Origin of the sequence: Vibrio sp. 2092 (genome assembly GCF_033339635.1) — a bacterium.
Classification (GTDB): domain Bacteria; phylum Pseudomonadota; class Gammaproteobacteria; order Enterobacterales; family Vibrionaceae; genus Vibrio; species Vibrio alginolyticus.
The window spans coordinates 1-16706 of sequence record NZ_JAWOUY010000007.1 but is presented as its reverse complement, the minus strand read 5'-3'; the positions used below and the strand labels follow the sequence as shown (position 1 = coordinate 16706).

The 16706-nt window shown below is 45.1% G+C and carries 16 protein-coding genes and 1 pseudogene; 9 read left to right on the top strand and 8 right to left on the bottom strand.

All coding sequences use genetic code 11. The annotated features are described in order from the left end of the window. Window positions 1–44: 44 nt before the first annotated feature. The 3 genes from R7P80_RS13610 to R7P80_RS13600 all read right to left on the bottom strand — a co-directional run bounded on the left by R7P80_RS13610 (window position 45) and on the right by R7P80_RS13600 (window position 2792). Complete coding sequence (locus R7P80_RS13610) at window positions 45–1613, bottom strand: DEAD/DEAH box helicase (protein WP_025767967.1); 1569 nt, start codon at window positions 1611–1613, stop codon at window positions 45–47. Window positions 1614–1898: 285 nt separating this feature from the next. Beyond that, window positions 1899–2609, bottom strand: a complete 711-nt coding sequence (locus tag R7P80_RS13605) for a biotin/lipoate A/B protein ligase family protein (RefSeq protein ID WP_005373753.1) — start codon at window positions 2607–2609, stop codon at window positions 1899–1901. A 27-nt stretch (window positions 2610–2636) separates the two neighbouring features. Further along, on the bottom strand, window positions 2637–2792 hold the full coding sequence (locus tag R7P80_RS13600) for a hypothetical protein (protein ID WP_162171729.1): 156 nt from the start codon (window positions 2790–2792) through the stop codon (window positions 2637–2639). Between the two features lie 42 nt (window positions 2793–2834). Between R7P80_RS13600 and R7P80_RS13595 the strand changes: the two genes are divergently transcribed. Next, complete coding sequence (locus tag R7P80_RS13595; protein WP_225491687.1) at window positions 2835–3155, top strand: DUF4156 domain-containing protein; 321 nt, start codon at window positions 2835–2837, stop codon at window positions 3153–3155. Window positions 3156–3234: 79 nt separating this feature from the next. Here the strand turns inward: R7P80_RS13595 and R7P80_RS13590 are convergent, their stop codons facing one another. Both R7P80_RS13590 and R7P80_RS13585 read right to left on the bottom strand, forming a co-directional pair. Further along, the gene (locus R7P80_RS13590) at window positions 3235–4263 is read right to left on the bottom strand and encodes a hypothetical protein (RefSeq protein ID WP_025767965.1); all 1029 of its coding nucleotides are present in this window, start codon (window positions 4261–4263) and stop codon (window positions 3235–3237) included. Between the two features lie 411 nt (window positions 4264–4674). Continuing rightward, a complete protein-coding gene (locus R7P80_RS13585; RefSeq protein ID WP_017819834.1) occupies window positions 4675–5823 on the bottom strand; it encodes a PLP-dependent aminotransferase family protein in 1149 nt (382 codons plus the stop codon). Between the two features lie 124 nt (window positions 5824–5947). On the opposite strand from R7P80_RS13585, the gene R7P80_RS13580 reads away from it, so the two are divergent. Both R7P80_RS13580 and R7P80_RS13575 read left to right on the top strand, forming a co-directional pair. Then, window positions 5948–6817, top strand: coding sequence for an AraC family transcriptional regulator (locus R7P80_RS13580; protein WP_025767964.1), 870 nt, complete (start codon window positions 5948–5950; stop codon window positions 6815–6817). Window positions 6818–6897: 80 nt separating this feature from the next. Next, entirely contained in the window at window positions 6898–7782 is an 885-nt protein-coding gene (locus tag R7P80_RS13575; RefSeq protein WP_225491688.1) for a LysR family transcriptional regulator, read from the top strand. A 95-nt stretch (window positions 7783–7877) separates the two neighbouring features. Here R7P80_RS13575 and R7P80_RS13570 read toward each other — a convergent pair whose 3' ends face one another. Further along, window positions 7878–8681, bottom strand: a complete 804-nt coding sequence (locus R7P80_RS13570; RefSeq protein WP_225491689.1) for an SDR family NAD(P)-dependent oxidoreductase — start codon at window positions 8679–8681, stop codon at window positions 7878–7880. Window positions 8682–8909: 228 nt separating this feature from the next. Between R7P80_RS13570 and R7P80_RS13565 the strand changes: the two genes are divergently transcribed. Continuing rightward, window positions 8910–9149 (top strand): YdcH family protein, encoded by a 240-nt coding sequence (locus R7P80_RS13565; protein ID WP_005373737.1) that lies wholly within the window; start codon window positions 8910–8912, stop codon window positions 9147–9149. Between the two features lie 73 nt (window positions 9150–9222). Here R7P80_RS13565 and R7P80_RS13560 read toward each other — a convergent pair whose 3' ends face one another. Then, a complete protein-coding gene (locus R7P80_RS13560) occupies window positions 9223–9894 on the bottom strand; it encodes a cupin domain-containing protein (protein WP_225491690.1) in 672 nt (223 codons plus the stop codon). Window positions 9895–10102: 208 nt separating this feature from the next. On the opposite strand from R7P80_RS13560, the gene R7P80_RS13555 reads away from it, so the two are divergent. The 4 genes from R7P80_RS13555 to fabG all read left to right on the top strand — a co-directional run bounded on the left by R7P80_RS13555 (window position 10103) and on the right by fabG (window position 13978). Beyond that, complete coding sequence (locus tag R7P80_RS13555; protein WP_017633595.1) at window positions 10103–11245, top strand: hypothetical protein; 1143 nt, start codon at window positions 10103–10105, stop codon at window positions 11243–11245. After that, a complete protein-coding gene (locus tag R7P80_RS13550) occupies window positions 11235–12161 on the top strand; it encodes a metal ABC transporter solute-binding protein, Zn/Mn family (protein WP_025767961.1) in 927 nt (308 codons plus the stop codon). The genes R7P80_RS13555 and R7P80_RS13550 overlap by 11 nt, the downstream gene beginning before the upstream one ends. A gap of 2 nt (window positions 12162–12163) precedes the next feature. Then, window positions 12164–12958 (top strand): metal ABC transporter permease, encoded by a 795-nt coding sequence (locus R7P80_RS13545; protein ID WP_005373725.1) that lies wholly within the window; start codon window positions 12164–12166, stop codon window positions 12956–12958. A 300-nt stretch (window positions 12959–13258) separates the two neighbouring features. Then, complete coding sequence (fabG, locus tag R7P80_RS13540; RefSeq protein WP_033906346.1) at window positions 13259–13978, top strand: 3-oxoacyl-ACP reductase FabG; 720 nt, start codon at window positions 13259–13261, stop codon at window positions 13976–13978. A gap of 261 nt (window positions 13979–14239) precedes the next feature. Here the strand turns inward: fabG and R7P80_RS13535 are convergent, their stop codons facing one another. Then, the gene (locus R7P80_RS13535) at window positions 14240–15844 is read right to left on the bottom strand and encodes a S8 family peptidase (RefSeq protein WP_225491691.1); all 1605 of its coding nucleotides are present in this window, start codon (window positions 15842–15844) and stop codon (window positions 14240–14242) included. A gap of 394 nt (window positions 15845–16238) precedes the next feature. Here R7P80_RS13535 and R7P80_RS13530 point away from each other — a divergent pair. Beyond that, window positions 16239–16562: pseudogene (locus R7P80_RS13530) on the top strand (IS1-like element transposase); the annotation flags it as partial. Between the last annotated feature and the right edge of the window lie 144 nt (window positions 16563–16706).

Below are 16706 nucleotides of genomic sequence, written 5' to 3'. Positions count from 1 at the left end.
TATCAGCGGCTTTGTTGTATTTGCTATCGGTGGCCGTTTACAGATTAGTTTGCAGCCTGCGGACGAGGTTTACGGCGCTGACCTGACGGTTTGTTTCCTGCAGGCTTAGCATTGTTTGGCTTGCGGTTACCAGACGGTTTACCAGCGTTGCCACTCTTATTACCGTTTGGTTTATTTCCACTCGGTTTATTGCCATTTGGCTTGTTGCCGTTAGGTTTACGGTCATCTGGTTTACTGTTTGCACGACCTTGGCCTTCACGGTTGCCTTTAGGCTTGCCCGCACCGCCTTGGTTGGTGCTGTTTTTGTTGCCGTTGTTACCACCGTTGAAGCGACGTTTAGGTTTGTTTGCACCATTGCCTGCTTTCTTTTCGGCTGCTGGGGCGTTTTCACTTGCAGCATTTGGCGCTTTTGGTTTTTTCGGCTTCTTAGGTTTTTTCGGTTTGATTGGGCGAGTATCCAGTTTAGATTCTGGCACCACATTGGTTGGCGCAAAACCTTCCAACTCTTTACGTGGTAGTACTTCTTGAATCAAACGTTCAATCGCAAACAACTCAGATGCTTCTAGCGCACACACCAGTGAAATCGCTTTACCTACTTCGCCCGCGCGGCCAGTACGACCAATACGGTGAACGTAGTCTTCTGCCACTTTCGGTAGCTCAAAGTTCACCACTTGCGGTAATTGCGGAATATCAATACCGCGCGCAGCAATGTCCGTCGCGACCAAAACACGAATTTCACCCGATTTGAAATCCGCCAGTGCTTTGGTACGTGCGCCTTGGCTCTTGTTGCCGTGGATGGCAGCAGCCGGTAGATTTTGTTCGATCAGGAACTTCGCTAGACGGTTTGCGCCGTGTTTCGTTTTCGTAAACACCAGCACTTGCTTCCAATCGCCGTCTTTGATCAATTTAACCAACATCGGTGCTTTTTTCTTCACGTCTGCTGGGTAGATGCTTTGCTCAACCGTTCTCGCCGTCGAGTTTGCCGGGTTCACTGAAATCTCAACCGGGTTGTTCACCAAGCCTTTCGCAAGGTCGCGGATCTCATCCGAGAAAGTCGCCGAGAACAGTAGGTTCTGACGTTGTTTTGGTAGCAGAGCTAGGATCTTACGAATGTCACGGATAAAGCCCATATCCAACATGCGGTCAGCTTCATCCAGTACCAGAACTTCTAGTTGGTCGAACTTCACTGCATTTTGGTTGTACAAATCCATCAGGCGGCCTGGTGTTGCTACCAACACATCCGCACCTTTGCGAAGACGCAGCATTTGCGGGTTGATCTTCACACCACCAAAAACAACCGCACTGCTTAGTGGAAGATGACGGCCGTACATAAACACGTTTTCTTGCACCTGAGCCGCAAGTTCACGCGTTGGCGTCAGGATAAGTCCACGAACTTGGTTAGCACGAACGCGAGGGCCGTTCGATAAACGCTCAAGAATCGGTAGCGTAAAGCCTGCAGTTTTACCTGTACCAGTCTGCGCTGCTGCCATTACGTCTTTCCCTTCCAAAATAGCAGGAATTGCTTTTGCCTGAATTGGCGAAGGGGTGTCGTAGCCTTTCTCTTGAATAGCTTTAAGGATTGGAGCAGATAGACCTAACGAGGTAAAACCCATATGTATGATTCTCAATTGTAGAGTTAGATAACAACGCGCCGAAAACAAATCGGTGCGAAAAGTGCGACATTCTGAGGCTTTTACGCGCAGGCTTCAACTAATTCCGTCATGGATAAATATTTGAACTGGATCTCATTTCTTTTTGGCAGGCAAAACTGATAACTGGTTTGGTCGATCGATTGAATGGTTTTACGTTGGCGATGCCCATTCTTACATCGTTATCACGGCATGCAGTTTTAGTTTATCAAATGCTGTTCGGAGTGTGGGGGAGGCTTGCTCCTTTCATTACTCCGCTTTTGCATGCGTTAAAAACGCACTCGTCAATTGCTGAAAGAGCGAATCTACCGATGGGCGGTCGGATACATGATGGAAGAGCGGTGTGTGGACATCACCACGAATATCATCGCTGTGACCGCAAAGCTGATTACACATTCGTACTGGTTCGACAATCTTCTCGACGTCGGCATCAATCAGAATGCATGCTTGTGACAATACCACTTGTCCGCCGCCTTTTTTAAGTAAAACACGCTGCGCGGTTCCCACGACTTTTTGCCCGCCAATGTTGAGGTTGTACTCGCCATCGCAGTAGGAATAAGGCGTAGCATGAACATCCACTTTCACGCCGAGCTGTTTAAAGAAAACCGTTAATATCGCACATAAATCGAGATACGCTTTTTTGATGTTGTAAGGCTCGCCTTCTGGCCAGTGGTAAATGTGGGATAGATTGATAATACCTGGCACCTGAGGGACTGGGGCACCACCGGTTTTACGAGAAAAGAGCTTCCAGCCAGACGTATTTAACGCATGTTCTAACTCATTAGACACTGGCCATTTCTTACCCGCGGGAAGCACGAGCGTTGGACTTTTTACTTGCCAAAGCAATAGCACTTGCGAGAGTTGGTTGGACTGAACTTGTTTAATGAGCTCATCTTCTTTGTCAAATGCATCAGCGACTTCCGTAGCTGTGTAGCGAATTAGCTTATTTTTAGCAACCAAAGTCTATCCCTCGCGGCTATTTAATCATTACTGTTGTATCTCAGATACAGCTTTATTGCTAGGTCTGTGATTATTAGGTTTTTGCTCGCTAGCTGCATGATCACCTTTTGGATCTTTTCCGTTGTCCATTAAGTTTGCTTGAACACGCGATAAAAAGTTTTTGCTAGTCATCACATCAGCCATTCATAAAATCTGCCATCTATGAAAAATTTTGGCGATATAAGTATGAAAAAGCGAGTGATGACTCTCGCGTTAGCGGCATCATTAACGGGATGTGTGACTTTCCCAACGCAAGAATCTGAGCAAGTACAGGTGCTTTGGGACAATGCGATTGAAAACTGTGAACTAATGGGTACCGTGATCGGCTCAGAAGGACACTTTTACGACTACTGGCTTCATGCAGATAAAGACATGGTTTGGGGGACGCTAAACCAAATGCGCATCAAGGCGGCGGATTTAGGCGCAGATACCTTGTACTTGTATCAACCGTTGAGCTTTTCTACGTCAGTGACGATGTTTGCAAATGCTTACAAGTGCAAACAGTAGCTATTGGCTTGATCATAATTGAAAGACAGGCGCTGCTCGCCTGTCTTTGATGCGTTCTACAAATACTGGCTACTTTGCGTTAATTAACGTTTGCTGTCGCCACCGCTGATGTATCAGAAAACGACAATGTAAAGTCTCGCTCAGTATTAAGCACTTTGGCTGGAAACTCTAAGCTCAACTGCGTATGTGGCGCGACTTCTGAAGCAATGCTAGTAACGAATTTTCGGGTTTCTCCAGGAGAGATCGATATGTCACTTCCACCTTGTGATGAGAGCTCAGCGATACCCATTGTTTCAAGTGTGTTACCTGCAGTATCCGCCAGGTGTAATAAAGATTCTGACTTGTAGATTAATTCTCCACTTTCTGTGCGATATGCATTAAACGAGTTGAAATTTGGTTGCAATGATCCTTGTGAACCAATGTTAGTAACGGAAAATGTCACATTAGCGCCATCAAAGTTCTCGACTCTTACAAGTACGTTACTGTCTTGGTAACGAGCGGCTACAGCCGCAGTTGCTTGCTGTTTCTGCCTCTGTTTCTCTTTTTCAATGTCGCTTAACTGTTTCTGCTCATTAGCGATTCGATTCTTTGCCATGTAGTACGACTGATCGACCATTGCTATTAAAGCGGGGATTGAATACAAAGTGAGGCCTTCCAAATGGTCAAAGTCGATTTTGGCATGTTGAGTACGTTTATGATTAGAAAATTGGCAGTAACCATCAATCAAACTGATTAAAGCCACTTCAAAAGTGCCCTGTAATCGGCTTACTTCCTGTGCTGCTTTCTCTAGATTTGAGCGGACTTTCCGAATCTCTTCCAAACTCTTTTGTGAAAGACGACCGTTTGGCGATACGTCGTTAGAAACCGAAACCAGTTCTTCGGTCACAAATGGATTGTTTTCGGCAGGAATCACCGTAGTGATACGGTTAGATTTGGTGATGTCTTCGCCTAATAAAACTATCATTTTTTGCGATGCGGCGGTTGTGTTGCCCGCTAATACGTCACTACAGTTTGGCGACGTATTGGCATACACGGCGAATGCGGTAAAAAGTGAAAGTGTAACGGACCAGCCGATGGTGACGAGTCCAGTCGTGGTTCGAGTATTCATCCTGATAACCCCTCTGTCATTTGGTGCGATTCACTGACGTAATTGCCAATCAAAAGATTGGCTCGCGACATTCAGAATGGTTCTGGTCAACCCTTCGTAGTGGGTATGCCCACAGATGCTTTTTTAGTCGTTTATCAACCGCTAAGCCACGATTGATAAAGTGTCTGAAATTGAGAGCATTAACGCTGCGAAGTTGATGTCTTTGACTGAAAGATAGACGTAACTTTTCTAACCATCAAATACGTGATTGAGTTCTCATTTTTATATGAGTGAGAGGTTCAAGAGAAAACAGGCACTTACTGTAGAGAGTTGATTTGAAGGAAAAATATAAATTTTTTTGGGGAACTTTTTTGATGCTGCCTTTGAGACTTTTTTTGAATCTCAAAGGCAGGTTCTTACACTCGCGTTCAATTACAACGTGTTGAGGACATCCGCGAGTCGAGAGACAGCTGTCGTCAGTTCTTCTGGTGTAGCATTGGTAAAGTTAAGACGCAGAGCGGCTTTTACCTTTGAACCTTCTGGATAAAAGACCGGGCTCGGCACTACAGCAACCCAGTTTGCGAGAAGGTTTTTCGCCAGTTCGAAGGTGTCGCATTCTGGAATCTCGACCCAAACGAACATACCACCATCGACGGGTTTGAGTACGCAACTTTCTGGCAGCTGTTTTTGCAGTTCAGCAAACATGACATCGTAACGTGATTTGTAAAGAGCACAGATGGTTGAAATGTGCGTTTCGAAGTTGTCATGTTGCAGTAGACCATGCAGCAAAGCTTGCATAGGAATACTAGAGTGCAGATCGGCACCTTGTTTAATTTTGATAAGTGGCTCAAGGTAGCTGCTTTTGCCCGTAACTACACCAATACGCAAGCCTGGTGAAGCTATTTTGGAGAAAGATCGCAATACGATTGAGTGTTGCGGGCAGAAATCTGAAACTAGCGGTAGTGCTTCACCAGAAAAACGCAGCTCACGGTATGGTGCGTCTTCAATGAATGCAACGTCGTATTGGATACAAAGCTCGGCAACTTTTTGGCGAGTCTCTAGCGCCCAGCATACGCCCGTTGGGTTGTGAAAATCGGGTACGGCGTAGAACATTTTTGGTTGCTGCGTGGCAAAGCATTGTTCGAGTTCTTCAAGGTTTGGGCCACACTCGGTTTGTGAAACGGTCACGATGTTGGCTTGCACTAGACCGAATACTTGCATAGCACCAAGGTAGCTCGGTGCTTCCATCACCACTTTATCGCCCGGATTTACGTACGCACGCGCAATCAAATCTAGCCCTTGCTGAGAGCCCGTTGTGATCATAGCCAAATGAGATTCTGGCAGCTGGTAATAATCGGTCAAAAAGTTAAGTAGCGGGGCGTAGCCTGCTGTTGCGCCGTATTGAAACACCTCTGGCATATTAGCGAGGTTTTCGAGCGTCGGTTTCATTAAGTCGATCGGGAAGGTTTTTTCGTCCGGCAAGCCACCTGCAAGAGAAATGACGTTCTTATCGCTCGCTGCTGCGAGGATCTCTCGGATGTAGGATGACTTAGTTTGTTGTAATGACTGTGCGATTTCCATGTGCTGTGCTTCTCGTAATTGTCTTTTTTATGTCAGAAATAGTATAGGTAAATTGCCAAGCTTGGTGTGTCCATTTATGCTGTTAAACATGTCCATTTATGCTATTTAAGCGAAAGTTTACTCCGTGAGCCATCAACAAGTTTCCAGAATCAATGACGTGCTGTTTTACATTCACCAGGACATTAACAGAGATTTATCGGCTAAAGAGCTAGCAGATGTAGCAGCCTATTCTGAACAGCACTTCCATCGTATTTTTAAAGATGTGGTAGGGGAGTCTGTCCATCAATATATCCGTCGAACAAGAATGGAATACGCCGCCAATCAACTGATGTTTGATACCAGCTCGTCGGTGTTAGACATTGCTAACAAGTGCGGCTTTAGCTCGGTATCTTCTTTTAGCCGAGCGTTTAAAGCAACGTTCGCTATGTCTCCTGGCGCGTGGCGAAAGCATGATTTACAAGTCGCAGAAAAGCCGTATCTAAAAGATCCGGAAGTGGCTGCGGGTTACCATCGGGTTGCGAAACGCGAGTTGCCAGAACCTAAAATTATGGAGGTTCCACAACGCTTCGCGGCTTATGTGCGGCATGAGGGTTATAGCCGTTCCATTCGCAATGCGTGGCTGATTTTGAAGGCGTGGGCAAGCTCTGAGAATCGGGACTTTTCGGTTCAATACGGTTTGCATCACTCCAACCCCGCTTGGGTCGAGCTCGATAAGTGTCGCTATGTGGCTTGTATGGCGATTGATAAGCCGCTTAAAGTACGCGGTGTCGTAAATCAAATGACGATTCCGGGTGGTTTGCATGCTGTTTTTCGCTTAACAGGGGTATATGGAGAGCTTCTTCCTCAATTGAGTATGGTGTTAGAGAAGTGGTTGCCGAATTCAGGCTTTAAGCAGCGTTCTACTCCCGCTTATGTTCACTATCATAAAAACCATTTCCTTAGCCATGATGAGGTGTTTGAGCTGGACTTCTATCTGCCCATCAGTTTTTTCTAACTGGAGTATTTATTTACTATCCGTAAGGAAGAAAATGCTAAGCTCTATATGGTGATTTTTTACAAATAATTGAAAATTAAATGAACATCGATCATGTAAAGCTATTTGTCCGTTTGGCTTCGACACACAACATCAGCATGGCTGGTCAGGAGCTTGGACTTTCTCCTGCTGTCGCTAGCGCACACATCAATAAACTTGAGGACAGCTTAGGAGTTCGTTTAGTTCATCGCACCACACGCAAAGTTTCCTTAACTGAAGAGGGGCAGGCTTTTTTACCTCACGCGGAGGAGGTCCTTGCAACAGTGGAGGCAGCAAGGGGAGCTGTTGGCTCAGGGCAGAGTGCGCCAACGGGAGTATTACGTATAACCGCCTCTGCAACTTTTGGTCGCTTGCATATTGTGCCCGCATTAAAAGGTTTTATGGCGCGTTACCCAGGGTTAACCGTGGACTGCCGATTTTCTGATTCCATTATTGATCTGGTTGAGGGAGGTTTTGATGTCGCCATTCGTGTCGCTGAGTTGAAAGATTCTTCATTGGTTGCAAGAAAGCTTGCGCCAGATCGTCGTATTATCGTTGCATCACCAGATTATATTGAACAATTTGGGAGACCTAACAAGCCCCAAGACTTGGCGAATCATGAATGTATTAACTTAGTTGGAATGAATAATTGGTCATTCAATACAAAAGATGGAATGCTCAATGTAAGAACTTCTGGTCGTTTTAAAACTGATAATGGTGATGCGATGAGAGACGCGACGGTAAACGGGTTAGGTATTTCTATCAACTCAGTTTGGAGTGTTTATCAAGAATTACAAAGTGGTCAGCTAGTGGAAGTACTCGAAGATCACCCTTTAGCGATGGATGCTGGGATTTGGGCTGTGTACCCAAGCTCTCGTTTAATTGCGCCTAAGGTGCGTGCCTTTATTGATTACTTTGCTGAATACTATGGCACGCCGCCTTATTGAGAGTTTGCGGAAAAGTGATAACAAGTTTCACTTATCGAATACATTGTTTTTAAGGTCCGAATAAAAACGAACCTCAAGATAATTCTTAATTGTTATTAATAGGGTTTGCTTAGGATTAATTCAATACTATCAATTATCTGCTGTGTTTTGCTTTGATCTAATGCATCAGGGTGTGGGGGCGCAAATGCTTCAATGTCATTATCGAAGTACATACCATGCGCTTGGGCAAACTCTTCTGATAGCGCAGCGCGAGTTAGAATATCTGCCCCTGAGCGGATATCACCACCAGCAACCCCATAAGCATCTTTAACCATCTTACTACCTAGGAATGATTTTGGGTTTACTGATACCAACATAGGGCCAGTGTTCTTAAGCTTTAGTCCGATTGCTCGTGACCACATCGTTAATGCCAATTTGCTTTGGGCATATGCTTCGCCATCTGACAATGGTTTGTTACCGAGTAAAGCGCTAGTGTTTACTGTTGTTTGTGCAGCTGAAGACAAATTAACCACACGACCCGTATCACCGAGCAACGGCAATAGCTCTCTAGTGAGTAAGTAGGGAGCAATGGTGTTGACTGCGAAGCGTACATCAAGACCCTCTTTAGTTCTTGGATTTGGTGTTGCGTACACACCAGCATTGTTAATGATGACGTCTAAATGATTGAACCGTTCTGTTATCTCCATCACTATCTGTTTTACCGCATTGGGAGAGGATAGATCAGCAACAAGGCTTTCAACTTTACCACTTTTCATCTCCCTCAAACTTTGCTCAACTTGTTGAACTTTCTCTATATTCCGGCCATGGATTATTACGTGTTGTTCACGCTTAATTAACACTTTCGCGGTTTCTAAACCAATACCGTCAGTAGATCCAGTAACTAGAATTGTCTTTCGCATGATCGCTCTCATTGTTGAGGGTTATTATAGAACGATCATGGTGGCATCTTTTGCATTCGACTATTGAGACTAAAAAGAAAACACTTTCTAGGAAAAATTGAAAATAACTTTGTTGTTCTTTTTGTGGACGGTGCGACGAATTAACGTCTCATTAGATGCTACGGTTATACATGTGGTGCTCAAAAATTAGGCACTATTTTGTACTCAAATAATAGCCAAGAGGTCTCTATGTTAGGTGAAAATCACTCATTAACTCATGAATTCCCAGAACATTTGGATACCATTACCCAGCTTACCGAAAACGATGCATCATTTGCTGAAACCGTTAAAAACTACAATGCTTTAGATAAGGAAATCCGCGTACTAGAACTTCAAGGAAGCCCGATTGATGATCACGAAATGAACGTGTTAAAACATAACCGGGCTGAGCTCAAAGACTGGCTCCACTCGCGAATAATGGGTTCTTAGTGACGAAATGATCATCGGCTCGTAAATAGCGGGCCGATTTTAGTTCCAATGGACGATGCCAAGTGTGCAAACATTAGGAGTGCTGAGCAGGAGCTTGGAGCGGCAGGTGACCAGTTTTTACCCAAATGATCGTTTCTTGCTCTACAAAAGGAAAATGCTCGCTCATATGTGGGCTTCGGATCCAAGAGAGAGCGGGATAGGTACCTAGCTCGTCTCTAAACTCTCCTGACAATACGAAAATCTCTTCACCACCAAAGTGACGGTGTGGTTGAAATTTCTCACCTTTTGGCCACTTAACCAACGCGACATGTTCGTGCTCAAAATTATGTAGAGGCATGACTTGCAACCCACCGACACCACTCTGCCAGCTCGCTTGGTTTGTATTAATGCGAACTGTTTCAAGATCCTCAGATTCGAACTGATTTAGTTTAACTAAAATCACACAGCCTTCTTTGCTAAATGGTGCGTGTTGACTTCCTGGAGGGTTACGAAGGTAAGTGCCGGCAGGGTAGTCACCGTATTCGTCAGAGAATACTCCCTTGAGCACCAATATTTCTTCTCCTTGAGGGTGAGGATGAGTCGAAAACTGCGAATTTGGCTCGTATTTAACGACGCTGGTGGTATGCCCTGATTCTTTGGCTTCTCGTTCCAAAGGTTTGCGCCACACACCTTTGGAAGGGCTGGCGATCCACTCCTGTTGAGCAGTATCTATCACGATTCTTTTTGAAAAATCCATATTCAACATATTGAAATTCCGTTACTTATTTAATTACTAATTCTCATTAGTATACGTATAAAAAACATCAATTGATTCATTTGTTGATAGCCCAATTCATGGATTGAGTACGAACATGAAATCGGAGCCTAATTTAAATTTCTGCTTGTGTAATGAGAATTGTTATATTATAACATCGCAAAATTAAATGTTATAACATAACAAAAAGGAAAAAGTAGTGAATAAGAAATTGGTGTCTCTCGTGATCGGTAGCATTTTTGCATCCCCTGTTTTTGCCGACACACTATCGAACCCACAGATTGGTGTTGTTGTTGATGGCTACTACCAAGATGGCCAACGTCATAATTCTGAGCGCGAAGAAGGCTTTGGTCTAGGCCATACGGAATTAAACTTCTCATCAAATATCGACGACAAGTTTTACGGCGCATTGACCGCGGTTCTTGAAAGTCATGGTGATGAGACAGAATTAGAGCTTGAAGAGGCATTCATCGAAACTTTGGCATTGCCATATGGTGTAAACGTGCGCGCTGGCCGATTCCTATCTGACTTTGGTTACCTGAACAACCAACACATGCACACCGATAGCTTTGTTGAGCGTCCAATTGCTTATCGTACTTTCCTTGGCTCGCACTACTACGATGATGGTGTACGTGCAAACATCGTGTTGCCAACCGACCTTTATGTAAAACTTGGTGTAGAAGCGCTCAGTGGTAGCAAAATGTCTTCTGTCGAAGATGGTTCTGAAGTTGGCGTGTACACCACGACGCTGAAGCTTGGTAGTGACTTCTCCGAATCTTCAAGTTGGCAGTTTGGTTTAAGTTACCTGCGTAACGAAAACGGCAAGGTTAAAGAATTCGAAGATCACGACCACGGTCATGAAGAAGAGCATGAGCACGATCACCATCATGGCGCAGCAGTGACAGGTGCGAACCTTTACGGTGCTGATTTTGTTTGGAAATGGGCACCAGACGGTAATTACAAATACAGCAACTTCACGCTATCGGCTGAATACATGCTGTTAGACGGTGTGGTAGATAGCAAATATAAAAACGATGCAGAGTCACCAGACAACTTAAGCGCTTACTATGTTTCGGGTGTTTATCGCTTCAACCCAAGCTGGTCAGCAGGTCTACGTTACGGCGAAGCAGAAAGCTACGATGGTCATGCACATGGCGACCACATGCATTTTACTGAGCTGAATGATAAAGAAATGGATGCGATGATCGCATGGGATTCTTCTCACTTCGGTACTATCCGTGCGCAATACACTCGCATTGATAACCAAGACAGTGAGACAGACAACGTGTTCACTCTGCAATACGTGATGACATTTGGAGCGCACGGTGCTCATGCGTTCTAAGCTGACATTAAATAAATGCAGTTTGGTGATGATGGCGGCAGGAGCTGCCATCATTGCTTCGCCTGCTTCGGCTCTAAACATTTTCGTTTGTGAGCCAGAATGGAAAGCCTTTCTTGAAAGCCACGCGCCAGATGCCAGTATTTATTCAGCGACAACGGCTAAGCAAGACCCACATTACGTACAAGCTCGTCCTTCTTTGATTGCGAAGATGCGCCAAGCGGACATGGCAATGTGTTCGGGCGCAGAGCTAGAGGTGGGGTGGTTACCTATGCTGCAAGTTCGTAGCAGCAATGCGGCGGTGCAAAATGGTGCGCCGAGCATGATCTACGCGACGGACTTCGTGCGCATGTTAGATACTCATGCTCACGTTGACCGTAGCATGGGAGATATACACGCTCACGGTAACCCACATGTTCAATTTGCGGCAAATGACATGATTCCATTATCTCGTAAAGTCACGGAGCGCCTAAAAGCGATTGATCCCGACAACGCACAAAGTTACCAAGTGAATGGTATGAAGTTTCGTGCTCATTGGCGTAAAAAGCTTAAAGAATGGAATGAGAAAGGGGCTGCTTTAAAGGGTAAGCAAGTTGTCGGTTATCACGCGACGTATCGTTATTTGTACGATTGGCTCGGAATGAAGCAGATTGCCGATCTCGAACCTAAACCGGGCATTTCACCGACCACATCTCACCTGCAATCACTCACCAAGTTAAATGCCGACAGTTTTGATGCGATTGTTTACTCCTCTCATCAGGATCAGCGTCCAGCGAACTGGTTGCAAGATCATACTGACAAACCTGTGATTCAACTGCCATTGACCGTTTCTGAGGGTGAAAGCTTGGATGAGATGTACGATCAGGTCATTGATGATTTACTGGATGTGTTAGTGCCGCCCGTTCCTGTGAGGATCTAAGTATGGCGGATTATGCATGGCTTTTACCTGCGGTTTTGTGTGGTTTAATTGCGTTGGTCGGCAACATCGTTCTGGGGCAACAAGTTCTTAATCGTCAGATCATCTTTATAGATTTGGCGGTGGCGCAAGTTGCGGCATTGGGGGCAGCACTAAGCCACTACTGGTTGAGCCAATACGCGCTGTTCTCAGGCTCATTCTTTGGCGAAATGATTGGCCCTTGGGTGATGTCTTTGATGCTTTGCGGTTTGATTGCCTTAATGGAGAAACGATACCAGCAACATTTAGAGCCCATGATTGGCAGCTTGTTTGTCGTGTCTGCATCGCTGGCGATCCTGCTGGTGAGTAAAGACCCACACGGCGGAGACTTTATTCAAGGCATTCTTAATGGGCAATTGTTATGGGCGACTTGGGCAGACGTTTGGCCTCTGGCACTCATTACCGCTGCGATGTTGCTATTGGTTTGGTTAAAACCTGCGTTTATGCGCGGTAGTGGTTTTTATCTGATCTTTGCAATCCTGATGCCCATTACGGTCAAGTTAACCGGCATTTATTTAGAATTTGCTTTGTTGGTTATTCCAGCTTTATGTGCGGCAGCATTGAAGGGAACTCGATTCTTTGTCGCTAGTATCAGCATTGGTATTGTTGGGATCTTATCGGGTATTGCCGCATCGGCTCGCTATGACTTACCGAGTGGTGCGAGTATTGTGATCACCCTGTTTATTGCTGGCATGTTGTTTAATCTCTTGCTTCAGCCTTTTCTGGTGAAAATAACAAAACCAGCTTTTGTAAGAGATTAAGAGACAAGTAATATTGGTCTGATGAAGTAGTATTTGATTAATCAGACCAATACTTTTCTATCCAAGTCCTCCAATCGTGTAACTTTGCGCCTTCCAACACACTTTCTTACGTTGATCTTGCCATAGTCATCAAGTTGCCTTGATTAGTTCACATTCGACTCCCAGACTGTTTCTATAGTTTTTATAAGATATAAAAGACCCTGCGTATGAGAAGCGCAGCTGTAACGCGACTAGGCATAAAAACAAAAAACGCTAGGGATACAAGCGAATTTGTAATCTCAACATTTAAGGAAGACCAAGATGAAACCGGAAAAAGTAGCAGTAGTCACTGGTGCGGCTCGTGGTATTGGCCAAGCGATTTGTGAGCAATTACTGGAGGATGGATTCCACGTAATCGGGCTAGACATATCGCCCGTGGAATGGAGCCAGTCGGCGCAGCTAAGCAGTTATCAAGTCAACTTGTGTGATGCCGAAGCCGTCAGTGAAGTAGTAGAAAGTGTTGTAGAGCAGCACGGAAGAATCGATGCTCTGGTTAACAACGCGGGCATCACTCGAGATGCATTGTTGCCAGATATGTTAGAGCAAGACTGGGACAGCGTGATCGACGTGAACCTAAAAGCGGTGTTCTTACTCACCCAACGTGTTGCTCCTGTCATGCTAGAGCAGGGTGCAGGTAGTATTGTCAGTATTTCTTCTATAGTGGGAACGGATGGTAACATCGGCCAGAGCAACTATGGCGCAAGTAAAGGCGGCGTCATCTCAATGAGCAAAGGCTGGGCGAAAGAGCTGTCAAGAAAGGGTGCACAGATACGCGTCAACTGTGTCGCGCCAGGCTTTATCGCCACCGATATGACCAAGAACCTGCCAGAGAAAGTCATTCAAATGATGGAAGGCAAAACCCCATTAGGGCGCATGGGCTCAGTTCAAGATATTGCCAATGGCGTCTCTTTCCTAACCTCAGACAAGAGCGCCTACATCACAGGCCAAGTGCTCAAGATTGACGGTGGGTTGGTATTATAGCTCGCTAATCAAAACGTCAAATAACAAACGCCCTTTACTTATATGAAGGGCGTTTTTGTTTGAGGAACCCGACTTATGTGAGTACTACTAACTACTAATAGAAAGCTTCGATGCCGCTTCGAGTTGAGTTTTTGAAGCAAAAGGCCAATACGTTTGAATAGCGTCTCCTCTTAAACACTGCATTCCCTAAAGCACAGTATTCCCAAAAGAAAAGCCCACCGAAAAGCGGGCTTTGTTCTCTTCTAATAACGAGAAAAATAACTAGTAGCTCGCTTGAATGCTGACACCGCTATAGTTTGAGTAACCTTGAATCATGACGTGATAACGTCCACTTTGCGTCGCACTGACCGTACATGTTTCATTGTTACCGTATTTGAAAGGTCGGCAGTCCCATGCATTCAGTGCTGGTTTTGCTCCAAAACGGAGATACAAATCCGCATCGCCACTGCCACCATACATTTGTACGGTTAAGCGCTGCCCAGCTTCTACATCAACATAGTAATACGCTACTTGACCAGTTGAACCACTTAAACCACTTACTGGCACGCCCGAGGTTAATTTGCCTTCTGGGTCCGGTGTTGGATCTGGGCCACCGCAGTCTTGGCCACAATCTGTATCCGTTAAGCTATAAAGTAGCTTGTTCACGCTGCCTCTTGTGTCCGTCACTTTTCCGCTAGTTGCGCGGCTAACGATCAAGGCCTCTACTTGGCTTGGAGACAGTGAACGGTTTTCTTGAAGATACAATGCTGCTACACCCGCCACATGTGGCGTCGCCATCGAAGTGCCACTAATGGTTTTGTAGCCACCGTCATACCATGCGGATTTGATTTGTGAACCTGGCGCAAACACGTCCACACAACTGCCCCAGTTTGAAAAACTCGAACGTACGTCCGTGCTGGTGGTCGAGCCGACAGTTACTCCGGAAGCAACGCGTGCTGGAGAATAGTTACATGCATCGGCGTTGGAGTTACCTGCTGCAAGCATAAAGCTGACACCTGACTGAACCGCACTTTGCACCGCACTATCCAGAGCGACGGATTGACCGCCGCCTAAACTCATGTTGGCGACTGAAGGTCCGGAAGCGTTCGCAGCCACCCAGTCCACACCGGCAATAACACCAGAAGTAGAACCCGATCCGGTACAGCTCAATACTCTCACGCCGACAAGGTTGACGTTTTTTGCAACACCATACAAGCTGCCGCCAATGGTGCCAGCTACGTGTGTGCCGTGTCCATTACAGTCACTTGCATCTGCATCGTTATCGACAAAGTCATACCCTGAAACTGAGCGACCACCGAACTCAACATGCGCGTTATTCACACCCGTATCGATAACATAAGCCGTTACCCCAGTCCCATCAAAGTTGGCACTGTAGTTGTTATCGAGTGGCAAGTTTCGTTGGTCGATTCGGTCTAGTCCCCAAATGGCATTGGTTTGATTTGCGTCTGCCGAGACTATTGGGTCAAGCGATAGGATTCTGTCTTGCTCAATGTAGTCCACACGAGGATCAGAACGCAGATCTTTTAGTTGCTCAGGACTCAAGTTAGCGACAAATCCACTTATCGAGTGGTCAAAAACCGACTCCACTTGTATCGAATACAAACCAGACATGCGGTCTACGGATTGTTGCGTGAATTGCTCGAATTCCGTTGAATTGCTCACCATCATTTGCGGCTGTTGAAATACCACAATATAGCGATCTGCAATGGCGATGTCGTCCGGTGCAAGCATCAAAGTGGCAGGCAATGCGTCGGGAGCTTGTTGTAACTCTGCACTGTCCGCAATCTCATTGGGTTGCGAAAAAGCGAGAGAAGAATGAAAACAGAGCGCGGAGGTGATACAACAACTTAGTAGTTTCTTTAACATAAAATGTTCCTTGAAATCATAGTCTTGTTGATTTTTACCTAGTACCAAACTGTCAACACGAAAACACAGACAATCAGCGTAGTGCGTGCTGAAGTGACGTTACACAAGTCAAACTAGACAATGAGCAATCATATGCATAACTGATAATAATTCGCATACTCAGAAACATGATCAATAACCAAGCTTTATTGAAATTGAAATGCAAAGATTCATTTAGACTTAGAGCAAAATCCCTAAAATAGAATAATTCTACACACCTGACATATTGCCTGTTATATGACTTCATCTTACCGATAATTTACGCAATAAAAACCTAACTATCCTTTTATTGGTCATAACTCAAATCGGTTGATAGATGTTAATATAGCCACCTGATTTCTGATGTTTTTAACTCATGGTTACTATCCAAGTTCAATATCGTTTCTGTAATAAAACAGAGCCCGTTCGTGAACATGGAAAAGGGCATTCTGGCTTTCCTCGCTCCAGATGTATCGAGTGTCGAAAGAGCTTTAACTCGATTACGTTTACGAGGCCCGCAAGCCAGATGTAAAAGAAAAAACTGTTGATATGTCAATGAATAGCTCTGGCGTTAGGGAAACAGTACAAGTGTTGAATGTCGTATACAACACAGTATTGAGTACTTTAAAAAATCTCGCCAAGGTAAGTAACCTCAATGCCTTTCGATAAAGCAAATATAAGACTAATTTGTAAACTTGAAAGGCTAGCTGTATTGGTTGAGGTATATGAGGAAAACACTTCCCCATTTAAGAACTGAAACACACTTTTGTCGAGTAGACGATACTTGTTACCAAGTGCCGTCCCTCTAAGAACCCAGCGTGCAACTTTCACCGCACTAGGCTCA

Bases quoted from the DNA above. Each gene is read 5' to 3' on its own strand.
- R7P80_RS13610 (WP_025767967.1), bottom strand. From the start codon at position 1,613: ATGGGTTTTACCTCGTTAGGTCTATCTGCTCCAATCCTTAAAGCTATT.
- R7P80_RS13600 (WP_162171729.1), bottom strand. From the start codon at position 2,792: ATGGCTGATGTGATGACTAGCAAAAACTTTTTATCGCGTGTTCAAGCA.
- R7P80_RS13595 (WP_225491687.1), top strand. From the start codon at position 2,835: ATGAAAAAGCGAGTGATGACTCTCGCGTTAGCGGCATCATTAACGGGA.
- R7P80_RS13590 (WP_025767965.1), bottom strand. From the start codon at position 4,263: ATGAATACTCGAACCACGACTGGACTCGTCACCATCGGCTGGTCCGTT.
- R7P80_RS13585 (WP_017819834.1), bottom strand. From the start codon at position 5,823: ATGGAAATCGCACAGTCATTACAACAAACTAAGTCATCCTACATCCGA.
- R7P80_RS13575 (WP_225491688.1), top strand. From the start codon at position 6,898: ATGAACATCGATCATGTAAAGCTATTTGTCCGTTTGGCTTCGACACAC.
- R7P80_RS13570 (WP_225491689.1), bottom strand. From the start codon at position 8,681: ATGCGAAAGACAATTCTAGTTACTGGATCTACTGACGGTATTGGTTTA.
- R7P80_RS13565 (WP_005373737.1), top strand. From the start codon at position 8,910: ATGTTAGGTGAAAATCACTCATTAACTCATGAATTCCCAGAACATTTG.
- R7P80_RS13560 (WP_225491690.1), bottom strand. From the start codon at position 9,894: ATGTTGAATATGGATTTTTCAAAAAGAATCGTGATAGATACTGCTCAA.
- R7P80_RS13550 (WP_025767961.1), top strand. From the start codon at position 11,235: ATGCGTTCTAAGCTGACATTAAATAAATGCAGTTTGGTGATGATGGCG.
- R7P80_RS13545 (WP_005373725.1), top strand. From the start codon at position 12,164: ATGGCGGATTATGCATGGCTTTTACCTGCGGTTTTGTGTGGTTTAATT.
- fabG (WP_033906346.1), top strand. From the start codon at position 13,259: ATGAAACCGGAAAAAGTAGCAGTAGTCACTGGTGCGGCTCGTGGTATT.
- R7P80_RS13535 (WP_225491691.1), bottom strand. From the start codon at position 15,844: ATGTTAAAGAAACTACTAAGTTGTTGTATCACCTCCGCGCTCTGTTTT.